The following is a 26,479-nucleotide window of genomic DNA, read 5'->3' on the forward strand; positions in this document are numbered from 1 at the left end:
ACAAGACATGAGCGAAAACCTCGTAGCCCGGGTCCGGAACCTCAGCGTCGCCTTCGGCCGCGACAAGACAGCGCTGCCGGTCGTGCGCGACGTCTCGTTCGACGTGCGACGCGGGCAGACGCTGGCCATCGTCGGCGAATCCGGCTCGGGGAAGTCGGTGACATCGCTGTCGATGATGCGACTCATCGAGCTGGGCGGCGGCCGCATCGTCTCGGGCAGCATGCATCTCCATACCCCCTCGGGCGAGGTGATCGACCTCGTGCAGGCGCCCGAGGAAAAAATGCGCCGACTGCGAGGCGCCGCGATCGGAATGATCTTCCAGGAACCGATGACGTCGTTGAATCCCGTCTTCAAGATCGGGGCGCAACTGATCGAGGCGATCCGGCTGCACCAGCCGGGCAGTCGAAGCGCGACGCAGGCGCAGGCATTGCGCATGCTCGACCTCGTTCGCATTCCGGATGCGCGGCAGGTGATGGGGCGCTATCCGCACCAGTTGTCGGGCGGCATGCGTCAGCGCGTGATGATCGCCATGGCGCTTGCGTGCGAGCCCGCGCTGCTGATTGCCGACGAGCCGACGACAGCGCTGGATGTCACGGTGCAGGCGCAGATCCTGCAACTCATTCGTCAATTGCAGGACGACATGGACATGGGCGTGGTCATCATCACGCACGACATGGGCGTGGTCGCGCAGGTGGCCGACGACGTCATGGTGATGCGGCACGGCGAAACGGTCGAGCGCGGCACGGCAACGAGCATCTTCAGTTCGCCACAACACGACTACACCCGCGCTTTGCTGGCCGCAGTGCCGCGATTGGGCGCGATGACCGGCACGGATTCGCCGGCCAAGTTTGCGTTGGTCGGCGGCGACGCGCACAACGATCGAGCGACGAAGCCGGCTCCGGCATCGACGCCTGCGGCAACGCCGCGCGACGCCGCGCAACCATTGCTTCGCGTGAAGGATCTGGTGATTCGATATGACCTGCGCGGCGGGATCTTCGGCGGCGTCAAGAAACGCGTGCACGCTGTCGAGCGCATCGACTTCGAACTCAATGCCGGAGAGACGCTCGCGCTAGTCGGTGAATCGGGCTGCGGCAAGTCGACGACGGCGCGAGCCGTCGCAGGACTGATCGATACGCAGGGCGGCAACATCGAATTTCAGGGACGCTCGCTCGCCGACCTGAAGGGCGCCGAGCGCAAGCAGTTGCGACGCGATATCCAGGTCGTCTTTCAAGACCCGTACGCCTCGCTGGACCCGCGTCGAAGCATCGAAGACACGTTGCTGGAACCGTTGCGCGTGCACGGCATCTGCGATCGCTCGCAAGCGCGCCGACGTGCCGGTGAATTGCTGGAACGCGTTGGTTTGCCTGCCAGTCACGCACAGCGCTATCCCCATCAGTTTTCCGGCGGACAGCGTCAACGTATCTGCATTGCGCGCGCGCTGGCGTTGTCACCGAAACTCGTGGTGGCCGACGAGTCGGTGTCCGCGCTCGACGTTTCCATTCAGGCGCAGATCGTGAACCTGCTGCAAGACCTGCAACGAGACCTGGGCATCGCGTTCCTGTTCATCTCGCACGATCTGGCGGTGGTCGAACGTGTCAGCCATCGTGTTGCGGTCATGTATCAGGGGCGAATCGTCGAGATCGGCACGCGTCGACAAGTCTTCGAGACACCTCGCCATGCCTACACGCGCAAGCTGCTCGACGCCGTGCCTCATGCGGACCCGGGCGCACGCAAATCACGCATCGAAGCCGTGCCCGGCGACATGCCCAGCCGCGTATTCGATGTGAGCTATCAGCCTGAGCCGATGCCGCTCAAACAAGTGGCACCGGGACACTTCGTAGCCGACGCGGCGTAACGCACGGACGGTCTTTCACTACAGGGGAAATCGAAAGGGGGTTTGCTAGAGGACTCCCCAGGAGGTGGCAAAAGCGAAAGGCGTCTTTCGTTTTTTCTGGAGACAGCCGTAGGGATACGGCTCATTAAATTAGTACAACTAATATAAATTCAATGAAAAACAAAATCTGTTTCGCCGCGGTGATCGCCGCATGTTCCGGCATGGCTCAGGCCCAGAGCCACGTGAGCCTGTACGGCATCGTCGACAGCGGGCTGACGTACGTCTCCAACTCCGGGGGGAGTCGCCTGTTCGGCCTGGCGAGCGGCGGCATGCAGGCGGCGCGCTGGGGCATGCGTGGTGTGGAAGATCTGGGCGGCGGCCTGAAGGCGACATTCCGGCTGGAAAACGGCTATGACCTAAATACCGGGAAGTTCGGTCAGGGCGGGCTGGAATTCGGTCGGCAGGCGAATGTCGGGCTTTCCAGCCGTTACGGATCGGTACTGCTCGGCCGCCAGTACGACTCGGTGATCGACTATGTCGGACGGTTTGCCTTTTCCAATACGTTCGGGGCGTCCATCAACGCGCATCCCGGAGATATCGACAACTTCAACAGCAGCAATCGCGTCAACAATGCCGTGAAGTTCCAGAGCGCGGATTACGCCGGGTTCAGCGCTGGCGGGCTGTATAGCCTGGGCGGCATCGCCGGACAATCGGGACGCAATCAGATCTACTCTTTCGGGGCCGCTTATGCACGCGGGCCGTTTAGCGTCGGGATGGGTTATCTCAACGTGCGCAATCCGAATGTGAGCTTCTTCGGCAACAGCACGTCAGGGACGGTGTCGGCAACGACGTCCAACATTACCTCGCCGGTGTATGCCGGTTTCGGCTCCGCGAACACTTATCAGGTCTTTGCGGCGGGGGCGAGTTATGTCGTCGGCGATGCAACGCTTGGCGCCACGTATTCGAACGTCCGCTTCTCGAATCTCGGTGCATCGTACGCATCGCCGTTTGCCGGACAGTCGCAAACCTTCAACAATGGCGAAGTGTCGCTCATCTACCGCCTGAACCCCGCACTGCTGCTTGGTGCGACGTATAACTACACGCGCGGCAACAGCCTGGGTGGCAGGTCGGCGGCACAGTACCACCAGGGAGCGCTGGGCATCGACTACTTCCTCTCGAAACGCACGGACCTGTACGCCGTCGGGGTGCTTCAACATGCGAGCGGAGAGACGCTGTCGAGTAGCGGCACGGGTTTCGTGCCCGCCGTCGCGTCGATTGGCGGACTGACAGCGTCGTCAAACCAGAATCAGGTAGCCGTGCGCGCAGGGATACGAACGAAGTTCTGAGCGGCGTCGCCTGCGATACTCCACCGTCACCCATGGTTCTCGCTGGGGGTCACGTTGGCCTGCGTTCCGGTCATCGAGAATTTTTGAACGTCACGGTGGAGGTTCGTTTTCCCTTCGCGGACGAACTTGCCGGCAATCAACTCGTTACCCTTCAACGCTCAAGACGAAAGACGTAGTATTGGTACACCTCGTCTTCCGAATCGAGTTCAAAACCGGATTTCACAAAGCATTTGATGCTGGCCAGATTTTCCTTCTTGATCGTGGCCACCAGATCCACCGATCGCTCGGCAAAAAAGGCTTTCATCGAATCGGAAAGCAATGCGCTGGACAAACCCAGCCCTCTTAGCGCGGGATTCAGGTTGATTGAAACTTCAGCAACCTTCTTGTCGACATCAACGTCATATCGGCACATTCCAACCTTGGTCTGATCTGCCTCAAGCCATCCGACATACAAAAATCTATTCGGATTCAGCAGAGACTTCTCAAACCAGGAACTGTGTGAGTCCCAAGCAACGCTATGCGTAGATATGGACATCGCCCTGGTGGCCTCATCATTCCTCCAGCGCCAAAGGTCTTTTGAGTCATCCAGAGTGGCTTCTTTTATCAGCACCTTTCTCATGTTCAACTCTCACGACTCATATAAAAAGACGGCGTTAAATTCCATCTGTGCACTATAGCAGCCATGACGGCGCAGCATGCCTGGCTGAGCCAGGCACATAACGCGGGGATAGCGGAAAGATCGCCCCGAACGCCGGGGGATTCCGAGGGCGTGCCGCGCATGAAAAAAGCCAACGAGCGAATGCGTCGTTGGCTTCGTAGCGCGCGCCTCTCCGGGAAGAGAGGGCCCTATCCTTTCAGGCGCGTTGAGCCGCGTTTGATGACGCGTCCATTCGTTCCGGAAACCGCCCCCGCGCCTCCTGGCGGGGATTACTCCACTGTCACCGACTTCGCCAGATTGCGCGGCTTGTCGACGTCGGTGCCGCGTGCGCAGGCGGTGTGGTACGCGAGCAGTTGCAACGGCACCACGTGCAGGATCGGCGACAACTGGCCGTAGTGCTCCGGCATGCGAATCACGTGGAGGCCTTCGGCGTTGGCGATCTCCGTGTCCGAGTCGGCGAAGACGTACAACTGACCGCCGCGTGCGCGCACTTCCTGCATGTTCGACTTCAGCTTTTCCACCAGCGCGTCGCGCGGCGCCACCGTGACCACCGGCATCTGCTCCGTCACCAGCGCCAGCGGGCCGTGCTTCAGTTCGCCCGCCGGATACGCCTCGGCGTGGATGTAAGAAATTTCCTTGAGCTTGAGCGCGCCTTCCAGGGCAATCGGGTAGTGCAGGCCGCGTCCCAGGAACAGCGCGTTCTCGCGACGGGCAAACTCCTCCGCCCACGCGATGATCTGCGGCTCCAGCGCCAGCACGCTATTGAGCGCCGCCGGCAGGTGACGCAGTTGCGTCAGATAGTCAGCCTCCTGCCCGGCAGACAGACGACCGCGCAGCTTCGCAATCGTCAGCGTCAACAGGAACAGCGCCGTGAGTTGCGTCGTGAAAGCCTTCGTCGACGCCACACCGATTTCCGTTCCTGCGCGCGTGAGGTAATGCAGCGCCGTCTGACGCACCATCGCGCTCGTGCCCACGTTGCAGATCGCCAGCGTGTTCGTCATGCCCAGCGATTGCGCGTGTTGCAGCGCCGCCATCGTGTCGGCCGTCTCGCCCGACTGGGAAATCGTCACCACCAGCGTCTTCGGATTCGGCACGCTGTCGCGATAGCGATACTCGCTTGCCACTTCGACCTGCGTCGGAATCTGCGCCAGCGACTCCAGCCAGTACTTGGCCGTCATGCCCGAGTAGTAGCTCGTGCCGCACGCCAGAATCAGAATCGAGTCGATGTTGCCGAACACCGCTTCGGCCTTCTCGCCGAACAGCGTCGGCGAAATGCCTTCCACGCCTTCCATCGTGTCGCCAATCGCACGCGGCTGCTCGAAGATTTCCTTCTGCATGTAGTGACGATACGGACCCAGCTCCACCGCGCCCGTATACGCCTGCACCGTGCGCACTTCGCGCTCGACAGCCGCGTCGTTGCGATCCACGATCTTCACGCCATCGAGCGTGAGTTCGACGACATCGCCTTCTTCCAGATAGATGAACTGGTCGGTCGTGCCGGCCAGCGCCAGCGCGTCTGACGCGAGGAAGTTCTCCCCCTCGCCCACGCCTACCACCAGCGGCGAGCCCGCTCGCGCGCCCACCACACGATGCGGCTCCTGCTTGCGGAATACGGCGATGGCGTAGGCGCCGTGCAGACGACGCGTCGCCAGGCGCACGGCCTGATACAGATCGCCCGCCGCGCCGTTCGACAAAATGTGATGAATCAGATGGGCGATGACTTCGGTGTCGGTCTGCGACACGAACTCGTAACCGAGGCCGCGCAACTCGTCGCGCAGGCTCTCATGATTCTCGATGATGCCGTTGTGCACCAGCGCCACTTCGTCACGCGAGAAGATCGGGTGCGCGTTGTTCGTGACGGGAGCCCCGTGCGTCGCCCAACGCGTGTGAGCAATGCCCGTCTCGCCAGCCAATTGGGTCTGCGCGAGCTGCGCGTCGAGATCCGCTACGCGCGATACGCTGCGCGCGCGCTGCGGCACACCGTCTTTCAACACTGCAACGCCGCACGAGTCGTAACCGCGATACTCCAGACGGCGCAGCCCTTCGACCAACACCGGTACTACATTACGTCGCGCTACCGCGCCGACAATGCCGCACATATTCGCTTCCTTCCGTACCGGAAATTCCGGCTCATTCGATCGCTTGAGATCCGTTTTGACTCGCCGGTGCGCACACACGTGTCGCGCACTGGCACTTTGACGCCGATTTTACTGCTTCTGCTTGCGCGGACGGACATAGCCCGCCTTCGCTTGCTGTGTCTTGCCGTTGAGCACCAGCGAATCTTCCGGCGTGTCTTTCCACACGGTCGTGCCGGCGGCAATCGTTGTGCCGCGGCGCACCGTCACCGGTGCGACAAGCTGGGTGTCCGAGCCGATGAAGACGTCGTCTTCGATCACCGTGCGATGCTTGTTCGCGCCATCGTAGTTGCACGTGATCGTGCCCGCGCCGATATTCACGCGCGCGCCCACGGTCGAGTCGCCGACATACGCCAGATGGTTGGCCTTCGAGCCCTTCGCCAGCGTGGCGTTCTTCACTTCCACGAAGTTGCCGATGTGTACTTCGTCAGCCAGATCCGCGCCCGGGCGCAGACGTGCATACGGTCCCACGTGGGCGTCGGCACCGACCACGGCGCCGTCCAGATGGCTGAACGCCTCGATACGCGTGCCTGTGCCGATGGTGGTGTTACGGATGACGCAATTCGCGCCGATGGACACGCCATCGCCAATCGTCACCTTGCCTTCGAACACGCAATTCACATCGATGCAGACGTCGGTGCCGCACTCGATCTCGCCGCGCACATCGAAACGTGCCGGATCGATCAGCGTGACGCCTGCCGCGAGCAACGCGCCCGCCGCATTGCGTTGATAGTCTCGCTCCAGCGCGGCAAGCTGTGCCTTGTCGTTCACGCCATTGGGCTCCCACGCGAACGCGGGTTGCGTGGTGACGACGGGCACGCCGTCCGCGACTGCGCATGCGATCACGTCGGTGAGGTAATACTCGCCCTGCGCGTTCTGATTCTTCAGACCGCCGAGCCAGCCCTTAAGGGCGCGCGTCGGGGCCACGATGATGCCGGTGTTGATCTCGCGAATGGCCAGCTCAAGCTCGTTCGCGTCTTTCTGCTCGACGATGCGTTGCACATTGCCCGCTGCGTCGCGCACGATCCGCCCGTACCCGGTCGGGTTGTCCAGATCGACGGTGAGCACGCCCAGCTTGTCGCAGCCTGCCGCGTCGAGCAGCCCCTGCAACGTCTCGGCACGCGTGAGCGGCACATCGCCGTACAGCACGAGCGTCGGCACCGACTCGTCGAGCAACGATGCCGCCTGCTGCACCGCGTGGCCGGTGCCCAACTGCTGCGCCTGCTCCGCGAAGTCCACACCCTCGCCCGCCACGGCGTCGCGCACGGCGTCGCCGCCGTGTCCGGTCACCACAATGAGCTTGCCCGGTGCGAGCTTGCGGGCCGTCGCAATCACATGCGACAGCAGCGGACGGCCAGCCAGCGGCTGCAACACCTTGGGCAACTTCGAGCGCATGCGCTTACCCATGCCGGCGGCGAGAATCACAATATTCATGGCGTCGTGACGATTCGAAAGTGAGATGCGTGTATTGGGATCTGGCGCCTCCGCCCGATCACGGTGCGGGGGGCGCTGGTAGATAGCGGGTGTGCGACGGTCGAGCGGTCGTCTTAATCGTCTTAGTCGTCGAATTGCGTGATGCGGATGATGCCCGCATCGCTCTCATCGCCGCAGGGCGCTTCGTCGAACGCAATATCGCCGAGCGGATCGGGCTGCCCCGTCGCGCGCAGATTCTTGAAGTCGTGCAGGTTCGTATCCATCAGATGCGACGGCACGACATTCGACAACGCGCTGAAAATCGACTTGATGCGCCCCGGATGCTGCTTCTCCCACAGACGGATAAGCGACTTCATCTCGGCGCGCTTCAGGTTCGGCTGGCTGCCGCACAGCGTGCACGGAATGATCGGGAACTGCTTGTATTCGGCGTAACGCTCGAGATCCGGTTCGCGCACGTACGCGAGCGGGCGGATCACCACGTTCTTGCCGTCGTCCGATTGCAGCTTGGGCGGCATGCCCTTGAGCTTGCCACCGTAGAAGATGTTCAGGAACAGCGTCTCGATGATGTCGTCGCGATGGTGGCCCAGCGCGATCTTGGTCGCCCCGAGTTCGCCAGCCACGCGATAGAGAATGCCGCGGCGCAGACGCGAGCACAGCGAGCACGTGGTCTTGCCTTCGGGCACCACGCGCTTGACGATGGAGTACGTGTCCTGATTTTCGATGTGGAAATCGACACCGATGGCGCGGAAGTAATCGGGCAGCACATGCTCCGGGAAGCCCGGCTGCTTCTGGTCGAGGTTGACGGCAACGATCGAGAAGTCGATCGGCGCGCGCTCACGCAGCTTGAGCAGAATGTCGAGCATGGCGTAGCTGTCCTTGCCGCCGGACATGCACACCATCACGCGATCGCCCTGCTCGATCATGTTGTAGTCGCCGATGGCCTGCCCCGTCAGGCGGAACAGGCGCTTTTCGAGCTTGTTGTTCTCGAACGCGAGCTTCTGCGCCTTCTTCACGCTCTCCGCGGCGGCGTTTCCGGTCGCGGCAAGCGGCGCACCGGTCTCGGGCATGACGGCACTCATCTCACGCATCCTTCATCTGGAACACCTCGATGCCGACCGAGTGGCAATCGGGGTAGACGTCCGGCTTCTCGGTCGACACACCCACCGCGCGCACACGCGGGTGCGCCAGCAGCGCACGCGCGACGTCGTCGCAAAGGGTTTCCTGCAGGTGAATATGGCCCTGCCCCACGCGCTTGGCGATGGTCTCGCGCATGAAATCGTAGTCGACGACTTCGTCGAGCTTGTCTGCCGTGGGCGTGCTCTCCGCGAGCGGGACGAACAACTGCACGTTGATCAGCACGCGCTGCTCGCCACGCTTTTCGTGATCGTGCACGCCAATGTTGATGAAGACCTCGTAGTCGCGCAGGAACATGCGACGGCAGTCCATCAGGCGGGGGTGGGAAAGAGCGCTATGCATTTTGAAGACTCGTAATGACAATCAACGAGACCGGTCGGCATCGGCCGGCTCGGTCAGAAATTTCACGTCGCGCGATGAACTCGCGAGATGCTGTCCGCCATCGACATACAACACCGTGCCAGTGACAGCAGGGGCCTCGGCCAGATAGGCCACGGCCTGGGCAATGTCCTCCGGCGTCGACGACGCGCCCAGCGGGGTCGACGCATGGGCCGCTGCAAAGCCCGCAGGGGTCTGGTCGACGGACAGAAGCGTGACGCCCGGCGCCACCCCGACCACCCGCAGACGCGGCGCAAAGGCCTGGGCCAGCAAGGTCGTCGCTACGTCGAGCGCGGCTTTCGACAGCGTATACGACAGGTAATCCGGGTTCGGATTCGCCAGCTTCTGATCGAGCAGATTGACGACGACACCGCGTCCCGATTCACCCAGCGCTGCGTGCATCTCGCGCGCGAGCACGAGCGGCGCGCCCGCGTTCACACGCATGTGACGCTCCAGCGCCTTGTAGCCGAAATCGCCGGCGCTATCGTACTCGAAGCGCGAGGCATTGTTGACGAGGCACGACGGCACGCCGAGCGCCTCGCTACACCGTGCGATCAGGCCGACCGTTGCGGCTTCGTCGGCCAGCGACGCTTGCAGCGCCACGGCCCGGCGTCCCAACGCCTCGATGGCGGCCACGGTCTCCAGCGCCTCGTCGTGCGAGCGCTCGTAGTGAACGGCCACGTCCCACCCCGTGCCGGCGAGCCGCAGCGCGATGGCGCGGCCGATGCGACGCGCGCCACCGGTCACGAGCGCTACGCGCGGCGCAGTGAGCGTGCGGGCGGCGTCGCTTGCGGCGGATGCGGGGCGTGGCGTCGATGCAACGGTCATGCGGCGAATTCCTGTCAGAGGGCGGCTGGATAGCGGAATGTCGGGCGGCTTAAAACTCGGCCTGTTGCGCGTCTCGATTGTTCGCAGACATCTGACACGCCTCCAGACGGAGGACTCGCGTTGCGCAAATTGGCGAAAAACACGCAAAAGCGATCGAAAACCGGCAAAAATCGGCGGAAAACACGCCGAATTCGCCCGCAGACGCGCTTATATCAACCATAGCAGCCAGTCTGCACTGTCTCCGTTACAATGCCCGCATGAATCAGGCCGCACCGAAACCCCATAGTTTACCCGTTCCGGAGACGGACGCGCTCGAACACTCGCGCCGTCTCACGGCATCTCTCGCCGACGCCATCAACGCGCACGGCGGCTGGCTGCCGTTCGATCGCTTCATGGAACTGGCCCTGTACGCGCCCGGCCTCGGCTATTACGCCGCCGGTGCCGCGAAATTCGGGCGTCTGGCCGCCGACGGCAGCGACTTCGTCACCGCGCCGGAACTCACTCCGTTCTTCGCCCGCACACTGGCCCGTCAACTCGGCGAGATCTTCGAAGAAACGGGCGACGCCCAGGTGCTGGAATTCGGTGCCGGCTCGGGACGTCTGGCTGCTGACCTGCTGCTCGCGCTCGAAGCCGAAGGCACGCCCTGCGAGCAATACTCGATCATGGAACTCTCGGGCGAACTTCGTGCGCGCCAACGCGAGACCATCGAGAAGGCCGCACCGCATCTGCTCGATCGTGTCACGTGGCTCGACCAGTTGCCCGACGCCTTCCACGGCGTGATGCTCGGCAACGAAGTCCTCGACGCCATGCCGGTGCGCCTGTGGGCGCGCCGTCCGGACGACAACCGTCAGCCGGTGTGGTTCGAGCGCGGCGTCGTGCTCGCGCAAGACGGCTTCGCGTGGGAAGAGCACCGCCACATCGGCCCGCTGCCGGAGGCCCTTGAGCACCTCACCGATCTGCCACCGACGCAGGAATATCTGACGGAAACTCACGAAGCCGCTTCGGCCTTTGTACGCAGTGTGGCGCCGCTGTTGGCACGCGGCGTGCTGCTGTTGATCGACTACGGCTTTCCGGCCCGCGAGTATTACCATCCGCAGCGCGCCAATGGCACGCTGATGTGCCACTACCGCCATCACGCGCACGACGACCCGTTCTATTACCCGGGCTTGCAGGACATCACCGCGCACGTGGAGTTTTCCGGGATTGCCGATGCCGGTGTCGACGCGGGGCTCGATCTGCTGGGCTTCACGTCGCAGGCGCGATTCCTGATGAACGCGGGCATCGTCGAGTTGATGAGCGCACTCGATCCGACCGATCCGAAGACGTTCCTGCCCGCGGCGGCGGCGGTGCAGAAGCTGCTCTCCGAAGCCGAGATGGGCGAGCTTTTCAAGGTGATCGCGTTCGGACGCGGCATGGACGAGTGGGCCGGCCTGCGCGGCTTCGCCACCGGCGACCGCAGTCACGCGCTTTGAACCCCGCTTTGAACCCTTTCCCCGGATATTGAGGCCACGCCGATGTTTCGCTGGATGTTCACCATCTTCTTCGCGATCTGCGTCCTCTCGGCGGCCGCCCCCTGGCTCACCAAGCTCGGCATCGGTCGCCTGCCCGGCGACCTGCGCCTGCGCTGGCGCGGCAAGGAGATGGTCTTCCCGTTCGCCTCGACCATCGTGCTCTCGCTGGTCTTCAATCTGCTGATTCGTCTGCTGTAATTCTTCGCCGTATCCGGTCGCCGCATCCGTTTGCTGTATTCACCCGAGGCAGCCTTCTGCCGCGACCTTCGTACGGCACCGCAACACCTGCTGCAACGTCCGCCCCCTCTTCGTCTCCTCATTCAGGCCGCACCGCGCCGTTGCCCCGCTCAAGGCCAGCGGGACTCCACGCGCACGTCCATCGCTCATTCGCCTCAAAACCCTGACGTCGCTAGGGTTAACAATGATTTGATCGTTTGTTGCAAAAAAATTACTATGAAACAAATGATTCAGAAACAAATCAGAGTGAGACCATTTCAGGAGCAGGACATGACCAAGATCCGATTGACCGGGGTGATGCGTGGGGCGCTGTGCGTAGCGATGAGTTTGGCGGCGGGTGCCGTGCTGGCGCAGAACACGTCGGAGACGCTGCAAAAGATCGAGGGCAGTGGCGTGATCTCGATTGGCCATCGCGAGTCGTCAATTCCATTCTCGTACTACGACAACAATCACAACGTCATCGGCTATTCGCAAGACCTGTGCAATAAGGTCGTCGATGCCGTGAAGACCCGCCTGAAGAAGCCCGATCTGCAAGTGCGCTTCATTCCCGTCACGTCGCAGAACCGCATCGCGCTGGTGCAGAACGGCACGGTGGACATCGAGTGCGGCGTGACCACGAACCTGAAGGCCCGTCAGGCGCAGGTCAATTTCTCGAACACCTTCTTCGTCGCCGGTACACGTCTGCTCGTGAACAGGAACTCGGGCATCAAGGACTTCCCGGATCTGGCGGGCAAGCCGGTGGTGACCAATGCCGGAACCACGTCGGAGCGCATCCTGAACAAGATGAACAACGACAAGAAGATGAATATGAGCGTGATCTCGGGCAAGGATTACGGCGAGTCGTTCACCATGCTCCAGGGCGGTCGCGTGCAGGCGTTCATGATGGACGACGTGCTGCTCGCCGGTGCGCGCACCATGGGCCGCAACCCCGACGAGTGGGTCGTGACGGGCACGCCGCAGTCGTTCGAAGCGTACGGCTTCATGATGAAGCACGGCGACACGGAGTTCAAAAAGCTCGTCGACGACACGCTGGCCGGTGTGATGAAGAGCGGGGAAATCAACGGGATGTACAAGAAATGGTTTGAAGCGCCGGTGCCGCCGAAGAACACCAGCTTCAACTTCCCGATGAGCGAGCAGCTCAAGCAGCTTTACGCGAATCCGAACGACAAGGCGTTCGAGTAAGTCGCTCCCGTCACTCAATCGCCCTCGCCGCCCAGTCCTGCGGCTTCGACGGCGTCGATTCGCGCGGCCTGCACCGCCTCGCGAATCTTCGCCGGATGGTCCGCGTACTGACGCGCCACCGCCCCCGCATCGATGCCGCGCGCCGCATCCAGCGCCGCCATCAACCGGTCTCGCTGCGGATAAGACGCCGTGGCGAAGTCGCCGCCACGGCCGCGCGCATCCGCCTCGCAGGCCTGAAGCACTTCGACGAAGCGTTCCGGTTTGCGCAGCGCGTCGCACCGCTCCAGCAAACGCACCAGCGCCCCCGCTCCGAACTTCTGACTCGCATGGATGTTGCCGTGCTCGCGCGCCACGACCTGCGCCAACTCACGGCATTCGACCGGCACACGCAGGCGCACACACAGCGGCCCGAGCAACCCGACGCTGCGGCCCTCATGACCGATGTGACGCGGCAGCACATCTTCCGGCGTCGTTCCCTTACCGAGATCGTGCGTGAGCGCAGCAAAGCGCACCGGCAGCGAGAAACCCTGCTTCGCGGCGTAGTCGAGCACCATCATCACGTGCACGCCGGTATCCACTTCGGGATGGAAGTCGGCACGCTGGGGCACGCCCCACAACTGGGCCAGTTCGGGGAGAATGCGCTCGAGCGCACCCGCCGCGCGCAGCACGTCGAACATGCGCGACGGCCGGTGCTCCATCAATCCGCGCGAGATTTCCTGCCAGACGCGCTCGGCCACAAGCGCATCGACCTCGCCGTTGGCCGTCATCTCGCGCATCAGCGCGAGCGTTTCGTCGGCAACGGAGAAATCGGTGAAGCGCGCGGCGAAACGGGCGCAACGCAGAATCCGGACCGGGTCCTCGGCGAAAGCCTCGCCGACATGACGGAACAGCCTCGCCTCCAGATCGCGCTGGCCGCCGTACGGGTCGACCAGAACGTCCGACAGGCTGTCGTCCGGCAGCACCTCGCGCGCCATCGCATTGATGGTGAAATCGCGCCGGACCAGGTCTTCTTCCAGCGTGACTTCCGGAGCGAAATAGAACGAAAAGCCGTGATAGCCGCGCGCCGTCTTGCGCTCGGTGCGCGCGAGCGCGTACTCGGCCTGGGTCCTGGGATGGAGAAACACCGGGAAGTCGCGGCCTACCGGTCTGAAGCCGCGCCGCACCATTTCCTCGGGCGTCGCACCGACCACAACGTAGTCGCGATCCTTGACGGGCAGTCCCAGCATGGCGTCGCGAATCGCACCGCCGACAGCGTAAATCTTCATGGACGCACGTCGTAGAAAGCGACGCTTTGCGTCTCGGCGCGCCCGGCGGCGACCCACGCCTGCACAGCCGGCACCTCCCGAATGCGATCGGCATAGGCCTGCGCATGCGCCGACAACGCGGGCTCGAAGGTCGCGAATCGCAGCACGACGGGCGCGTAGAACGCGTCGGCCATCGTGAAGTCGCCAAACAGGAACGGACCTTCGTGGCGCGCGAGGCAATCCTCCCAAATCGCCTCGACGCGGCGAATGTCGGTGAGCACCTCGGGCGTCACCCCGGCACCCGGCCAATGGGCCGCCACGTTCATCCACATATTCGTGCGCAGCGCCGTGAAGCCGCTGTGCATCTCGGCGCAGATACTGCGTGCATGAGCGCGCGCCGCGAGCGACTTCGGCCAGAGCGGCAAATGCGGATAAGCATCGGCGAGATATTCGCAGATCGCGAACGAGTCCCAGACCGTCACACCGTTATCGATCAGACAGGGGACTTTGCCGGTGGGCGAATAACGCAGAATCTGCTCGCGCGAGTCGGGCTGTGCAAGCCAGACATTCTTCTCTTCGAACGCGATGCCGAAGTGCTTGAGCACGACCCAGGGACGCATCGACCACGAGGAGTATTTCTTGTTGGCGATGATGAGTTGCATGAGACCTTTCCTTGCACGCGCCACGCGGGGGCGTTGCGCGTCTGAATGGATGTGGCGAGGCCGGTTGGCCGCGCCCGGACGTTACCGTCCGGCGTAGCGACGATAGCCCGCCATCCGCTTCTCCCAATTGCCGCCGTTCAGATAATCGACGGCGATCTCCAGCCCGTTCGGCGTGAGGTCGAGTTCGGGCGCGAGGGGGCCGCTCATGACGTTGTCGACTTGCATCGAATCGAGATTATCGCGCGTGATGATCGGCTCGCCAGGCAGCCTCTCGAAAATCGCCGCCTGAAGACGCGCGGTGCTCTCGGGCAGCGCCAGAATCGGACGCTCGCAACCACACGCGGCGCCAGCGAAACGCACCAGCGCTTCCAGCGTGAAGACTTCCGGGCCGCCGAGCTCGTACGTCTTGCCCATGGTCACGTCGTTGTCGAGCGATTGCGCGAAAGCCTGCGCGACGTCGCCCACATAGATCGGCTGGAAGCGCGCCGTGGCGCTCGCCAGCGGCACGACAGGCAAACGCCGTTGCAGCTTCGCGAAGGTATTGAGGAAGTTGTCGCCCGGGCCGAACACGACCGACGGGCGGAAGATCGTCGCGGCAATCCCGGTCTCGCGAATGGCCACCTCGCCGTCGCCCTTCGAGCGCTGATACATGCTCGGGCCGTTCGAGTCGGCACCCAGTGCGCTCATGTGCAGGAGCCGGGTAATGCCCTGATTCTTGCAGGCCTGCGCGATCTTGCGTGGCAGTTCCACATGGGCGCGCGCGAAAGCGCGACCGTAAGGCGCGCCGCGATCACTGTGCAGAATGCCGACAAGATTGATGACGGCGTCGCAACCGGCGATCACGCGCTCCAGCGCGCGCGGGTCGTGAACATCGCACTCGACGAGCTCCACGCCGGGCAGCACGCCGAGGGCCTTGGCGGCCTCGACGCGCCGCGTCGGCAGGCGCAGGACATGCCCCATCGTCACCAGCCGTGCGACCAGATGGCTGCCGATAAAGCCGGTGCCACCGAGGACACAAACGTTATAGCGCATGCGTCACCTCCGCGTCAGACTGTGGGTTCGCGGCCCCGGTCGCCCCATCACTGCGGCAGAATTACGCCGAGCCGCTCCTTGAGCGATTGCGGACGGCCCGTGATGATGGCCGAGTAATACGTCGTATTCGACAACACGTTCTCGACATACTGACGCGTCTCGTTAAACGGAATCGTCTCCGCGAAGATCGCGCCCTCGACCGGGCGGTCGAGCGTGGCGCGCCACGTGCGCGGACGCCCCGGTCCCGCGTTGTATCCGGCCGACGCCAGCACAGCGGAGCCGTCGAACTTATTGTAGATATCCGACAGGTAACTCGTTCCCAAACGGATATTGGTATCGATGTCGTGCATCATGCCCGGGCTGTAATCCATGCCGATTTGCTTGGCGACCATCTTCGCGGTCGCGGGCATGACCTGCATCAGACCACCGGCACCGGCGGACGAACGGGCATTGATGATGAAGCGCGATTCCTGACGGATCAGGCCATACGCCCACGCTTCGTCGAGATCGACGGCCGCGGCCAGCGGCTCGACCTTGGCGCGGAACGGCATCAGATAGCGCAGCGTGAAGTCGTGCTCGACCTTCGTGCGATCCGCCGTGTTGACGGCGCGATCGAACAGTTCGATGCCATTGGCATACTGCGCGGCGGCGATCAACTGACGGTCCGTCATGTTGCGCAGTTCCCAATTCCACTCGCGGTTGCCTTCGAAGCGCAGGCCCAGGTCGTAGAACTTGGCCGCGCGCAGGAAACCGGCGTTCGAACGGTTGGCGTCGATCTCGGCCTTGGTGACGGTCGTGCGCGGCGGCAGCGACGTCTTGTTGCCCAATTCCTCGTTCGCCAATTGGCCGTAGAAGTTCGGCTGCGACGCGATCTTCTGGAACTGCGCACGCGCGGCGTCCCCCTGCCCGGCTTCACGCAGTGCGCGACCGTACCAGTAAGTCCAGACCCCGTCGTCGCGCAACGACGCCGGCATCGCTTCGATACCCGTGCGCACGAGGTTCCAGTCACCCGCGCGCAGCGCTGCACGGATCTTCCATTCCTGCGCCGTATTCGAGAGCTTGGCGCTGCCCGCCTGGCGATACCACGTGATCGCCATCGGGTTCTGCGACAGCGCGCCGCGCATGCCGATCGCACCCCAGCCGATGGCGCGCTCGTCCGGCGACAGGGTGCCGGCAATGCTGCTGAAGCTGTTCGCGGCGAGCATGGCGTCCGAGCGGGCCATGCGAACGACGGCGAGCAACGCGAGCTGACGCGACGCCTCCGAGCCGTCTACCCCGCGCGCGAGGATCTGCGCCGGGCGCGTCGCCGCCATATCGAGCAGGCTGTCGTCCGGACGCACGGCGCCGAGCGCGTCGGCAATCTGCTTGCCGAGCGAGGTGTAGTTTTCCTCGTAAGCCAGACGAATCTGATGCCAGACTTCCTTGCGCGGCAACTGACCACTCGCGGCCAGTGTATTGATCATGTCGACGCACCCCTCGCCGTAATACTTCGGCGTGGTGAGCAGATCGGTCGCGGCCTGGGTGACGTTCTCGCCGCGCGACGCCCGCGACATCAGCGAGTAGCACTTGACCTGCGTGTCGTCGTCGAGCACGAACTTCGGGTATTCCGCGTCGAACGTCTGCCAGTCGTGCCGCTTGCCGAGCACCAGCAGCCAGTCGTTACGCATGCGATCGGCGATTGCCTGACCGTCATACGTTCGCAAGAAGGCGCGGATATCGTCGTCGGGCGTGTCGATGAGCGCCTTGCCCGAACGGTCGAACATGCGCGACTTGATCTGGAAGTACTGGACGTACGACGGCACGTCGTAGTCCGAGAGCATGGCGGCGAGCGCGGTGGCGCGCGGCGCATCGTTGGTGCGGGCGGCTTCGCGCAACTGGACGAAGATGTCGTCCGGCGAGCGCTGGGAGAGCGTGTCGGCAGACGGGGCCGAACGGCTTGCCGCCGACTGCGCCTTGGGACGACCGGTCGCCTGCGTCGTACTGCACGCCACCAGCGCGGCAGCGGTCAGGGCAAGCGCGGCGGCGCGATATACTCGGGTCAAACGTTCGGACATCTTCGGGGGAGCGTCGGGTAAAAAGTGAATCCAAGCATAGCACGGGACCCCGCCCAATCGGCGGTCGAAACATCCGGAAATGGCGCCGCAGGCGGGGCACAAAACGGAGGGGATGCCGGTGCCGCGAAAACCCGTCTGCGCAAGGCGTTGCTCGACGCCCGCAGCACACTCGCCGAACGCGCCACGCGCGACGCCGCACTCGCCACCCGCCTGACCGCCGAACTGGCGCGCCGCGCGCCGCGCTGCATTGGCTTCTACTGGCCGATTCAGGACGAATTCGACGCCCGCGAGCTCATCTGTGCATGGCTCGCCCAGACGTCGCCCGGCCAGCCGTCCGACGGGCCGCGGCAGGCCGCGCTACCGGTCGTCATCGCCCGCAACGCCCCGCTCGTCTTCCACCGCTGGACCCCCGACACGCCCATGACCGAAGGCCGCTACCGCATTCCCGTGCCCAGCCGCACCGAAGTGCTCACGCCCGACCTGCTGCTGGTGCCTTGCGTGGGTTTTACCCGCGAGGGCCTGCGACTCGGCTACGGCGGCGGCTTCTACGACCGCACCCTGCATTCGATGACGCCTGCCCCGCAAACGCTCGGCATCGCCTACGATTGCCTCGAAATCGAACACCTCAGCGCCGAGGCCCATGATCTGGCCCTCGACGCCATCGTGACGGAATCCGCCACCTTTGTGCGCCCTTGCGGCACCCCACGCTAATTCATGACAACGCTCAAGATCCTGCCGCTCGGCGACAGTGCGCTCGTGTGCGAAGCGGGCGCAACCCCCACGCTCGCCACGCAGCGCCGTGTCTGGCACGTGGCGGCCCTCGCCCGCGACTGGCCCGACGTGCGCGAAGTCGTCCCCGGCATGAATAACCTCACGCTGCTCTTCGACCCGCTCGCCACCGATATCGAGGTGCTGAGCGAGCGTTTGCGCGACGCCTGGCAGACCCAGCCGTCCGCCAGCGAGGTCGGCCGCGACATCGAGATCCCCGTCCACTATGGCGGCAAGCACGGTCCGGACCTCGCTGACGTCGCCAAACACCTGCGTCTGCAACCGAAGACGGTCGTGCAACGCCACACGGCGCCGGAGTACATCGTCTACTTCCTGGGCTTCCAGCCGGGCTTCGCCTATCTGGGCGGGCTGGACGATACGATTGCCACACCCCGGCGCGCGGAGCCGCGACTGTCCGTGCCGGCCGGCTCCGTGGGTATCGGCGGCAATCAGACCGGCGTCTATCCGCTCAATTCGCCGGGCGGCTGGCAGATCATCGGCCACGCCACCTGCGCCCTGTTCGACCCCGCCGCGACCCCGCCCGCCCTGCTGGCGCCGGGGGATCGCGTGCGCTTCACCATCGCGAGTCTCGACCTGTGATCGATATCCAGCGTGCCGGCCTGCTCACTACCGTTCAGGATCTGGGCCGAACCCGTCAGCGTGAATTCGGCGTCGCCAGCGGCGGCGCCCTCGATCCTCTCGCGTGCACGGTCGCCAATCGTCTCGTCGGCAACGAACCGAACGCCGCCACCCTCGAAATCACCATGGGGACGTGCGTGCTGCGCTTCACGTCCGCCACGCTTGTCGCGCTGACCGGCGCCGACTGCCATGCCGATCTCGACGGCACGCCGGTGTGGTCGTGGTGGCGCTTCCCCGTCACGCGCGGCCAGACCTTGACGCTGCGTCCCTCGCGTTTCGGCATGCGCACCTATCTGGCGCTCGCGGGCGGCATCGACGTGCCCGAAACCCTCGGCTCGCGCAGCACCGACCTCGCCGCGGGCTTCGGCGGCTTCGAGGGACGCGCCCTGCGCGACGGCGACCGCATCGCCATCGGCCACCCAAGCGCCGCCGCGCGCAATGTCGAGCCGCTGGGGGTGCGTCCGCCCCTATGGCTGTCCGACCCGCTCGCACAGCGCGTGCGCGTGCTGCCCGGCCCGGAATACGACGACTTCACGGCCGCCACGTACAAGAGCTTTTGGGAAAACCCTTGGCAGGTCACGCCCAACAGCAACCGCATGGGCTATCGCCTGTCCGGCCCGGAGCCGCTCGCACGCAAGAAGAACCGCCTGCACGAGCTGCTCTCGCACGGCGTGCTGCCGGGCGTGGTTCAGGTGCCACCGTCCGGACAGCCGATCATTTTGCTGGCCGACGCGCAGACCACCGGCGGTTATCCCAAGATCGGCACGGTCATCAGCGCCGATCTGTGGCGTCTGGGTCAGGCGCGGCTCGGCAGCACGCTGTATTTTTCGGAATGCACCGCGGCCGAAGCGCGCGAAGCGTTGCGCGAACAACTGCGCTATCTTGACCAGATCGAGCGCGCCCTCGCGTGGCACGATCGCGGCATTCTGAATACGCCGAAGGTGCCGGCCATTACCCGCAAGCGCTGATATCGCGACCGCGCGCAAGCGAGTGAAATGAGTGAAAAAAGGCTGTCCCCGCAGGAGAACACCCCATGAAGATTGATCTGAACGTCGACCTCGGAGAAGGTTGCGATTACGACGAAGCTCTGCTCGCGCTCGTGAGCTCCGCCAATATAGCGTGCGGCTGGCACGCGGGCGACGCAGGCACGATGCAGCAGGTCGTGCGCTGGGCGCTGGCGAACGGTGTGGCCATCGGCGCGCACCCGAGCTTTCCCGACCGCGATAATTTCGGACGCACCGAAATGCAACTCCCGCTCGACGACATTCGCGCAGGCATGCTCTACCAGATCGGTGCGCTCGCCGCGATCGTGCGCGCGCAGGGCGGCTGGCTCACGCACGTCAAGCCGCACGGTGCGCTCTACAATCAGGCCGCCCGCGATCCCGCCCTGGCTGAAACGCTTGTCGAAGCGATCCGCGCGTTCGACACCGACCTCGCGATCTTCGGTCTGGCAGGCGGTGAACTGGTGAAAGCGGCGCGCGCGGCGGGCATGCATGCCGTCGAGGAAGTCTTCGCCGACCGCGGCTACAACCCGGACGGCTCGCTCGTCAAACGCGGCACGCCCGGCGCGCTGATCGAGCGCGAGGAAGATGCGCTGGCGCAAACGCTGATGATGGTGCGCGAGCAGCGTGTGCGCGCCGTCGACGGGACGGTCGTGCCAATTCAGGCGCAAACCGTCTGCCTGCACGGCGATGGCGAACATGCACTCGAATTCGCGCAACGTATCCGCCGCTTTTTGCTGGACGAAGGCATCGAAATCGCCCCGGTGCGGTAACTCGGCACAGGGGCAACGTCCCAAAACAAGAACGCCGTCCGAGGGCATCCCCGGACGGCGTTTTTGCATTCAGCATCGGGGGCCAGTGACCTACACCGGCACCTTTGCACCTCTTACTGACCCAGCGTCGGCATGACGAGCGACGACGTGGCATTGGCGGGACGTCCCTCCGACCAGCGACGCGTCACGACCTTCGAGCGCGTATAGAAACGCACCGACTCCGGCCCGTAGATATGCTGATCGCCGAACAGCGAATTGCGCCAGCCGCCGAACGAGAAATACGACACCGGGACCGGAATCGGCACGTTCACGCCGACCATGCCGACTTCGATTTCGTCTTCGAAACGGCGAGCCGCACCGCCCGACGTCGTGAACACCGCCGTGCCGTTGGCGTACGGATTGCGGTTGATGAGCGCAATCGCCTCTTCCAGCGTATTCACGCGCAGCACCGACAGTACCGGCCCGAAGATTTCGTTGCGGTAGATCGACATCTCCGGCGTCACGTTATCAAACAGGCACGGGCCGATGAAGAAGCCGTTGTCGCGTTGCGCAACCTTCAGGCCACGACCGTCGACCACGAGCTTGGCGCCTTCATCCACACCGGCATCGACAAAACCCTTCACCTTGTCGCAATGCACGCGGGTAATCAGCGGGCCCATTTGCGCGACGGGATCGGTGCCGTCGCCAACCGGCAGCGCCTTCGCTGCCTGTGCGAGACGTGCCACCAGTTCATCCGCCACATCGCCCACGGCGACCGCCACCGAGATTGCCATGCAACGCTCGCCGGCCGAGCCGTAGGCCGCGCCGATAAGAGCGTCGACGGTGAAGTCGAGATCGGCGTCGGGCATCACCACGCCGTGGTTCTTCGCGCCGCCGAGCGCTTGTACGCGCTTGCCGTGTGCCGAGGCCGTGCTGTAGATGTATTGCGCGATGGGCGTGGAGCCGACGAACGACACGGCGTTGACGTCCGGATGCGTGAGCAGCGCATCGACGGCCGCCTTGTCACCGTTCACGACATTGAGCACCCCGTCCGGCAGACCGGCATCCTTGGCCAGACGCACCAACAGCAGCGCCGCCGACGGCACCTTCTCGGAGGGCTTAAGTACGAACGTGTTGCCGCAAGCCACCGCCATCGGGAACATCCAAAGCGGCACCATCGCCGGGAAGTTGAACGGCGTGATGCCTGCGCAGACGCCGACCGGCTGGTGGATGGAATACGTGTCGACGCCGGTGCCGACCTGCGGGGCGATCTCGCCCTTGAGCAGATGCGGAATGCCGATGGCGAACTCGACCACTTCGATACCGCGCGTGACTTCGCCGCGGGCGTCGTCGAGCGTCTTGCCGTGTTCCTGCGTAATCAATTGCACGAGCGCTTCGCGATTCGTCTCGAGCAGTTCGCGGTACTTCATCATCACGCGGGCGCGCTTCATTGGCGGCGTGGCGCGCCAGCCGGGCAATGCGGCACGGGCGGCGGCCACGGCGCTGGCGACGTCCGACGCACCGCCCAAGGCCACCTGACGGATCACCTCACCGGTGGCCGGGTTCGTCACTTCGCCGAAACGCAATTCGGTTTCGCCCGACGCCGCGCTTGCGCCGCCAATCCAATGCTCGATACGTTCGGTGCTCACTCGTTGATTCATGTCGATTTCCGTGAAAACTCTGTCGTTGGCAAACGCCCGCCGTGGCGGGCATCCACCGTTGTTTTACCGTTGACGGCGCAGTGCACTCGCCCTGCACGCCGCCCGTATCTACCGATGCGCCAGCGACGCTTATGCCGTCTCGCGAATGGCTTGCGCCACGATGCCGAACAGCTCGTCGATCTGCGCTTCGCTGATGATGAGCGGCGGCGAGAACGCCAGAATGTCGCCCGTGTAGCGCACCAGCGCGCCCTTCTCGAAGCACTTAACGAACACTTCGTGCGCCCGCGCGCCCGGCTTGCCGTCGCGCGTCGACATTTCGATGCCGCCGACCAGCCCCAGATTGCGGATGTCGACGACATGCGGCAGGTCGCGCAGCCCGTGAATGGCCTTCTCGAAGTGCGGGGCGAGTTTCGCCGCGCGCTCGAACAGGCCATCGTTCTTGTAGACATCGAGCGCGGCGCAGGCGGCGGCCGCGGCCAGCGGATGGCCCGAGTACGTGTAGCCGTGGAAGAACTCGATGGCGCCCGCGTTACCGGCGTCGACGATGGTGTCGTGCACGCTCGTCTTCACGGCGACAGCGCCCATCGGGACAGCCGCGTTGTTCACGCCCTTGGCCATCGTGATGATGTCCGGCGTCACGCCGAAATACTGTGAGGCGAACGGCTTGCCCAGGCGGCCGAGGCCCGTGATCACTTCGTCGAAAATCAGCAGAATGCCGTGCTTGTCGCAGATCTCGCGCAGCTTTTGCAGATAGCCTTGCGGCGGCACCAGCACGCCGGTGGAGCCGGCAAGCGGCTCGACGATCACGGCGGCAATGGTCGACGCGTCGTGCAGCGTGACCAGACGCTCGAGCTCGTCTGCCAGATGCGCGCCCCACGTCGGCTGGCCCTTCGTGAAGGCCGCTTCCTTGATGTTGAGCGTGTGCGGCAGATGATCGACCGCCGGCAGCAACTGGCCCGAATACGCCTTGCGGTTCGGCGAAATGCCGCCGACCGAGATACCGCCGAAGCCCACACCGTGATAGCCGCGCTCGCGACCGATCAGACGCGTGCGCTGCCCTTCGCCACGAGCGCGGTGGTAGGCGAGCGCCATCTTCAGCGCGGTATCGACCGACTCCGAACCCGAGTTCGTGAAGAAGATGCGATCGAGGCCCTGCGGCGTGATTTCGGCGATCTTGCTCGCGGCTTCGAACGCCTTCGGGTGCCCCATCTGGAACGTGGGCGCGAAGTCCATCTCGCCAGCTTGCTGACGAATCGCCTCGACGATCTCGGTGCGGCAGTGACCGGCGTTCACACACCACAGCCCGGCGGTGCCATCGAGGATCTGGCGATTGTCCGACGACGTGTAATGCATGCCCTCGGCCTTGACCAGCAGGCGCGGCGAGCTTTTGAACTGACGGTTGTTGGTGAACGGCATCCAGAACGCCGTCATGTCGAGATTCAGGTCTTTCATGTTCATCGCGGGGGGCTCCAGGGCTTGGCTAGATCGGGATGTCCCGGGTCGGCAACGCTTAGCAACCGCCAGCCATACGCCGCGCCACGGGTGGATGAGATCGATCCTACGAGAGCCAGACCGATACAGACATGTACAGTCACCCGGAAAATGTATATTCTGTATCGGTCAATTGCTTCAACTGTATTGGCAACAGCCGATGCAGCGGGCACCCGGCAGTCCCGCACCACACGGGAAGCGGCCGAAGGGGGTGGCACCGGGATTTACCCGTACACCGCAATTCGACGCATGCTGTCTGTACTGAATTGCGTTGCTGAGCGTTGCTCCCTTCGCCAGCGAAGTCATTGCCGATCGCTTCACGCGCGTCGAGCGAATTGCCGGGCGAGGCATCCGGATCGATTCGACGACACGTTCGTCATTACCACTACGTCCGTTCACGCCATGGTCCAGCCGCTCGCCTTTTCCCTGAACCGCGCCCAGCCGGAAGCGCTCGTCGACCAGATCGTGCGGGAGGTCGAGCGCGCGCTACAGCGTCAGACGCTGCACGCGGGCATGCGCATGCCGTCGATCCGCTCGTTGGCCAAGGCGCATGGCATCAGCACGTTCACGGTGGTGGAGGCTTACGACCGTCTCGTCGCGCACGGCACGCTGGTGGCCCGGCGTGGCGCGGGGTTCTTCGTGGCAGGCGCGGCGGACGCGCACAACGACGGCCCGGCCAGCCCCGGCGGCAAACTGGCGACGAGTGCGACGGCGAGTGAAGTCACCAATGCATGGCTGCTCTCGGAAATCTTCGCGGACGACTCCATCGCCGTGAAAAGCGGCTGCGGATGGTTGCCCGACAGTTGGCTGGACGAAGACGGTCTGCATGGCGCGCTGCGCTCGCTCTCGAAGGGGCCGGGCGCGCATTTCGCGCACTACGGGCATCCGCATGGGTATGGACCATTGCGTCAATGGGTGACGCGACGCCTCGGCGAGTTGTCCATCGACGCGCCGCCCGAGCAGATCGTGCTCACGCACGGCGCGACGCAGGCGCTCGACCTGGTCGTTCGCACGTTGCTCAAGCCGGGCGACACGGTACTGGTCGAGGCCCCGGCGTATTGCAATCTGCTGGCGGTGTTGCGTCTCGCGGGCCTGAATGTCGTGGGCATTGCGCGCACGGAAGCGGGGCTGGACCTTGCCGCGCTGGAGCAGGCGGCACAGACACATCGTCCGCGCGCATTGTTCGTGAATCCGGCGTTGCAGAATCCGCTGGGGACATCTCTCACGCCTTCGTCGGCCCATCGCATTTTGCAGTATGCCGAGCAGTACGGCTTCTGGATCGTCGAGGACGACATCTATCGCGAGTTGGCCCCCGCCGGCACACCGTCGCTGGCCGCGATGGACGGCCTCTCGCGAGTGATCTACGTCTCCAGTTTCTCGAAGACGATTTCGCCGTCGGTGCGCGTGGGTTATCTGGCGTGCTCGCGCGATTTGGCGCATGAGATTGCGCGCAGCAAGATGGTGGCGGGGCTGACGTCTTCCGAGATCAACGAGCGCATCGTGCACGCGATCCTCACCGAGGGGCGTCACCGCAAACACATCGAGCGGCTCTCAGACCGGCTGACGCGTTCGCGCGCGCGTCTCATCACGCAATTGCAGTCGCACGGCGTGACGCTACTGGCGCAACCGGAAGGCGGAATGTTCGTGTGCGGCAGCTTGCCGGACACAACCCAGCCGGCCCGCGAACTGGCCGAAGCCGCACTGCTCGAAAGCATCATGCTGGCCCCGGGTGAATTCTTCCTCGCGCACAACGACCCGTGCCACTGGTTCCGCTTCAACGTCGCGTACTCCGACGATGCGCGTCTGTTCCGCTTTCTCGATCGAGCGGCGGCGGGGAAATTGGCACTCACGTTGGCCTGATGTCCTTCGTGATGATCTTCGTGAGGCCGCTTCTGCCTGAAGGATCGTGGGTACCCGCGCCGGTCTTATCGACGCGATTTTCATCGTGATAGATCTTGGGACCATCGATACTCACACCGACATAAACGCCCAATCGCGACAGCAAATCGAGCCATGCCTCGTCGACGAGTAGCGCGTTGGTCTGCACCGTGAATTGCACTGCTCCGGCATCCCGCAGCCCGGTTTTCAGAATCGTGACGATCTCCTCGAACCGCTCGCGCTTCATCATCAACGGTTCGCCACCGTGAAGATCGATCTGAAACGTCGTCCCCCGGAAATTGGGGGCCGATTGAAGGAACTGCACGAACGCCCTTGCCGTTTCGCTCGACATGTACGGCGGATTCGACAAGTAATCTTGATTTTCCTTGTTGAAGAAGTAGCAATACTTGCAGTCGATATTGCAACGCTCCGAGATTTTCAGGATGACTTCGACGTACTGTTTCACGACACCCTCCTGTAGAAAACGGGCACACGCGAGATGGCGCGTGCTCCGTTCCGAACAGATAACGCCGCGCCTTAGATGGCTCGGCTCCACGTCGCGTTCACGACGCGCTGCGCCATGCGGAGCGCTCCTAACGCCAATCAGGTGCGGGTGGGGA

The 26,479-nt window shown here is 64.0% G+C and carries 23 protein-coding genes; 10 read left to right on the forward strand and 13 right to left on the reverse strand.

The genetic code is table 11. From position 1 onward, the window contains the following. The first annotated feature begins 7 nt into the window (after window positions 1–7). On the forward strand, window positions 8–1,855 hold the full coding sequence (locus tag ACIPHM_RS16400) for a dipeptide ABC transporter ATP-binding protein (protein WP_400330158.1): 1,848 nt from the start codon (window positions 8–10) through the stop codon (window positions 1,853–1,855). 152 nt (window positions 1,856–2,007) lie between these two features. After that, window positions 2,008–3,180 (forward strand): porin, encoded by a 1,173-nt coding sequence (locus ACIPHM_RS16405; RefSeq protein WP_400330160.1) that lies wholly within the window; start codon window positions 2,008–2,010, stop codon window positions 3,178–3,180. 151 nt (window positions 3,181–3,331) lie between these two features. Here ACIPHM_RS16405 and ACIPHM_RS16410 read toward each other — a convergent pair whose 3' ends face one another. The 6 genes from ACIPHM_RS16410 to ACIPHM_RS16435 all read right to left on the reverse strand — a co-directional run bounded on the left by ACIPHM_RS16410 (window position 3,332) and on the right by ACIPHM_RS16435 (window position 9,747). Beyond that, the gene (locus ACIPHM_RS16410; RefSeq protein ID WP_400330162.1) at window positions 3,332–3,799 is read right to left on the reverse strand and encodes a GNAT family N-acetyltransferase; all 468 of its coding nucleotides are present in this window, start codon (window positions 3,797–3,799) and stop codon (window positions 3,332–3,334) included. A gap of 308 nt (window positions 3,800–4,107) precedes the next feature. Continuing rightward, window positions 4,108–5,937 (reverse strand): glutamine--fructose-6-phosphate transaminase (isomerizing), encoded by a 1,830-nt coding sequence (glmS, locus tag ACIPHM_RS16415; RefSeq protein WP_400330164.1) that lies wholly within the window; start codon window positions 5,935–5,937, stop codon window positions 4,108–4,110. A gap of 108 nt (window positions 5,938–6,045) precedes the next feature. Then, entirely contained in the window at window positions 6,046–7,407 is a 1,362-nt protein-coding gene (gene glmU, locus ACIPHM_RS16420; protein WP_400330166.1) for a bifunctional UDP-N-acetylglucosamine diphosphorylase/glucosamine-1-phosphate N-acetyltransferase GlmU, read from the reverse strand. Between the two features lie 122 nt (window positions 7,408–7,529). Then, on the reverse strand, window positions 7,530–8,474 hold the full coding sequence (gene ttcA, locus ACIPHM_RS16425) for a tRNA 2-thiocytidine(32) synthetase TtcA (RefSeq protein WP_400330835.1): 945 nt from the start codon (window positions 8,472–8,474) through the stop codon (window positions 7,530–7,532). Between the two features lie 13 nt (window positions 8,475–8,487). After that, window positions 8,488–8,883: a dihydroneopterin aldolase gene (locus ACIPHM_RS16430; protein WP_400330168.1), complete on the reverse strand. Its 396-nt coding sequence runs from the start codon at window positions 8,881–8,883 to the stop codon at window positions 8,488–8,490. A 21-nt stretch (window positions 8,884–8,904) separates the two neighbouring features. Beyond that, window positions 8,905–9,747, reverse strand: coding sequence for an SDR family oxidoreductase (locus tag ACIPHM_RS16435; RefSeq protein WP_400330171.1), 843 nt, complete (start codon window positions 9,745–9,747; stop codon window positions 8,905–8,907). A 257-nt stretch (window positions 9,748–10,004) separates the two neighbouring features. Between ACIPHM_RS16435 and ACIPHM_RS16440 the strand changes: the two genes are divergently transcribed. The 3 genes from ACIPHM_RS16440 (at window position 10,005) to ACIPHM_RS16450 (ending at window position 12,677) form a co-directional block, all read left to right on the forward strand. After that, window positions 10,005–11,219 (forward strand): class I SAM-dependent methyltransferase, encoded by a 1,215-nt coding sequence (locus ACIPHM_RS16440; RefSeq protein WP_400330174.1) that lies wholly within the window; start codon window positions 10,005–10,007, stop codon window positions 11,217–11,219. A 42-nt stretch (window positions 11,220–11,261) separates the two neighbouring features. Beyond that, a complete protein-coding gene (locus ACIPHM_RS16445) occupies window positions 11,262–11,456 on the forward strand; it encodes a DUF2905 domain-containing protein (protein WP_400330177.1) in 195 nt (64 codons plus the stop codon). A gap of 309 nt (window positions 11,457–11,765) precedes the next feature. After that, the gene (locus tag ACIPHM_RS16450) at window positions 11,766–12,677 is read left to right on the forward strand and encodes a glutamate/aspartate ABC transporter substrate-binding protein (protein WP_400330180.1); all 912 of its coding nucleotides are present in this window, start codon (window positions 11,766–11,768) and stop codon (window positions 12,675–12,677) included. 14 nt (window positions 12,678–12,691) lie between these two features. On the opposite strand, the gene ACIPHM_RS16455 is transcribed toward ACIPHM_RS16450, so the two are convergent. From ACIPHM_RS16455 to ACIPHM_RS16470, 4 genes are all read right to left on the reverse strand, one after another. Further along, window positions 12,692–13,942, reverse strand: coding sequence for a multifunctional CCA addition/repair protein (locus ACIPHM_RS16455; protein WP_400330183.1), 1,251 nt, complete (start codon window positions 13,940–13,942; stop codon window positions 12,692–12,694). Further along, window positions 13,939–14,583, reverse strand: coding sequence for a glutathione S-transferase family protein (locus ACIPHM_RS16460; RefSeq protein WP_400330186.1), 645 nt, complete (start codon window positions 14,581–14,583; stop codon window positions 13,939–13,941). The genes ACIPHM_RS16455 and ACIPHM_RS16460 overlap by 4 nt, the downstream gene beginning before the upstream one ends. 81 nt (window positions 14,584–14,664) lie before the next feature. Continuing rightward, window positions 14,665–15,615, reverse strand: coding sequence for a complex I NDUFA9 subunit family protein (locus tag ACIPHM_RS16465; RefSeq protein WP_400330189.1), 951 nt, complete (start codon window positions 15,613–15,615; stop codon window positions 14,665–14,667). 47 nt (window positions 15,616–15,662) lie between these two features. Then, complete coding sequence (locus ACIPHM_RS16470) at window positions 15,663–17,669, reverse strand: transglycosylase SLT domain-containing protein (protein WP_400330191.1); 2,007 nt, start codon at window positions 17,667–17,669, stop codon at window positions 15,663–15,665. A 135-nt stretch (window positions 17,670–17,804) separates the two neighbouring features. Here ACIPHM_RS16470 and ACIPHM_RS16475 point away from each other — a divergent pair, with 135 nt between their 5' ends. The 4 genes from ACIPHM_RS16475 to pxpA all read left to right on the forward strand — a co-directional run bounded on the left by ACIPHM_RS16475 (window position 17,805) and on the right by pxpA (window position 20,850). Beyond that, window positions 17,805–18,380, forward strand: coding sequence for a 5-formyltetrahydrofolate cyclo-ligase (locus ACIPHM_RS16475; protein ID WP_400330838.1), 576 nt, complete (start codon window positions 17,805–17,807; stop codon window positions 18,378–18,380). Between the two features lie 3 nt (window positions 18,381–18,383). Further along, window positions 18,384–19,037 carry a 5-oxoprolinase subunit PxpB gene (gene pxpB / locus ACIPHM_RS16480; protein WP_400330193.1) on the forward strand — a complete coding sequence of 218 codons (654 nt, stop codon included), beginning with the start codon at window positions 18,384–18,386 and terminating at the stop codon, window positions 19,035–19,037. Beyond that, window positions 19,034–20,044, forward strand: a complete 1,011-nt coding sequence (locus ACIPHM_RS16485) for a biotin-dependent carboxyltransferase family protein (protein WP_400330196.1) — start codon at window positions 19,034–19,036, stop codon at window positions 20,042–20,044. Before pxpB ends, ACIPHM_RS16485 begins: the two co-directional genes overlap by 4 nt. Window positions 20,045–20,109: 65 nt before the next feature. Beyond that, window positions 20,110–20,850, forward strand: coding sequence for a 5-oxoprolinase subunit PxpA (pxpA, locus tag ACIPHM_RS16490; protein WP_400330199.1), 741 nt, complete (start codon window positions 20,110–20,112; stop codon window positions 20,848–20,850). 113 nt (window positions 20,851–20,963) lie between these two features. Here pxpA and ACIPHM_RS16495 read toward each other — a convergent pair whose 3' ends face one another. Both ACIPHM_RS16495 and ACIPHM_RS16500 read right to left on the reverse strand, forming a co-directional pair. Continuing rightward, a complete protein-coding gene (locus ACIPHM_RS16495) occupies window positions 20,964–22,490 on the reverse strand; it encodes a CoA-acylating methylmalonate-semialdehyde dehydrogenase (RefSeq protein ID WP_400330202.1) in 1,527 nt (508 codons plus the stop codon). A gap of 129 nt (window positions 22,491–22,619) precedes the next feature. Next, window positions 22,620–23,948, reverse strand: coding sequence for an aspartate aminotransferase family protein (locus ACIPHM_RS16500; RefSeq protein WP_400330205.1), 1,329 nt, complete (start codon window positions 23,946–23,948; stop codon window positions 22,620–22,622). A 435-nt stretch (window positions 23,949–24,383) separates the two neighbouring features. Between ACIPHM_RS16500 and ACIPHM_RS16505 the strand changes: the two genes are divergently transcribed. After that, on the forward strand, window positions 24,384–25,841 hold the full coding sequence (locus ACIPHM_RS16505; RefSeq protein ID WP_400330208.1) for a PLP-dependent aminotransferase family protein: 1,458 nt from the start codon (window positions 24,384–24,386) through the stop codon (window positions 25,839–25,841). On the opposite strand, the gene ACIPHM_RS16510 is transcribed toward ACIPHM_RS16505, so the two are convergent. Continuing rightward, window positions 25,828–26,325 (reverse strand): radical SAM protein, encoded by a 498-nt coding sequence (locus tag ACIPHM_RS16510; RefSeq protein WP_400330211.1) that lies wholly within the window; start codon window positions 26,323–26,325, stop codon window positions 25,828–25,830. The genes ACIPHM_RS16505 and ACIPHM_RS16510 overlap by 14 nt on opposite strands. Window positions 26,326–26,479 lie beyond the last annotated feature (154 nt).

The sequence above is a fragment of the Pandoraea sp. NPDC087047 genome (genome assembly GCF_044745225.1).
Lineage (GTDB): Bacteria > Pseudomonadota > Gammaproteobacteria > Burkholderiales > Burkholderiaceae > Pandoraea.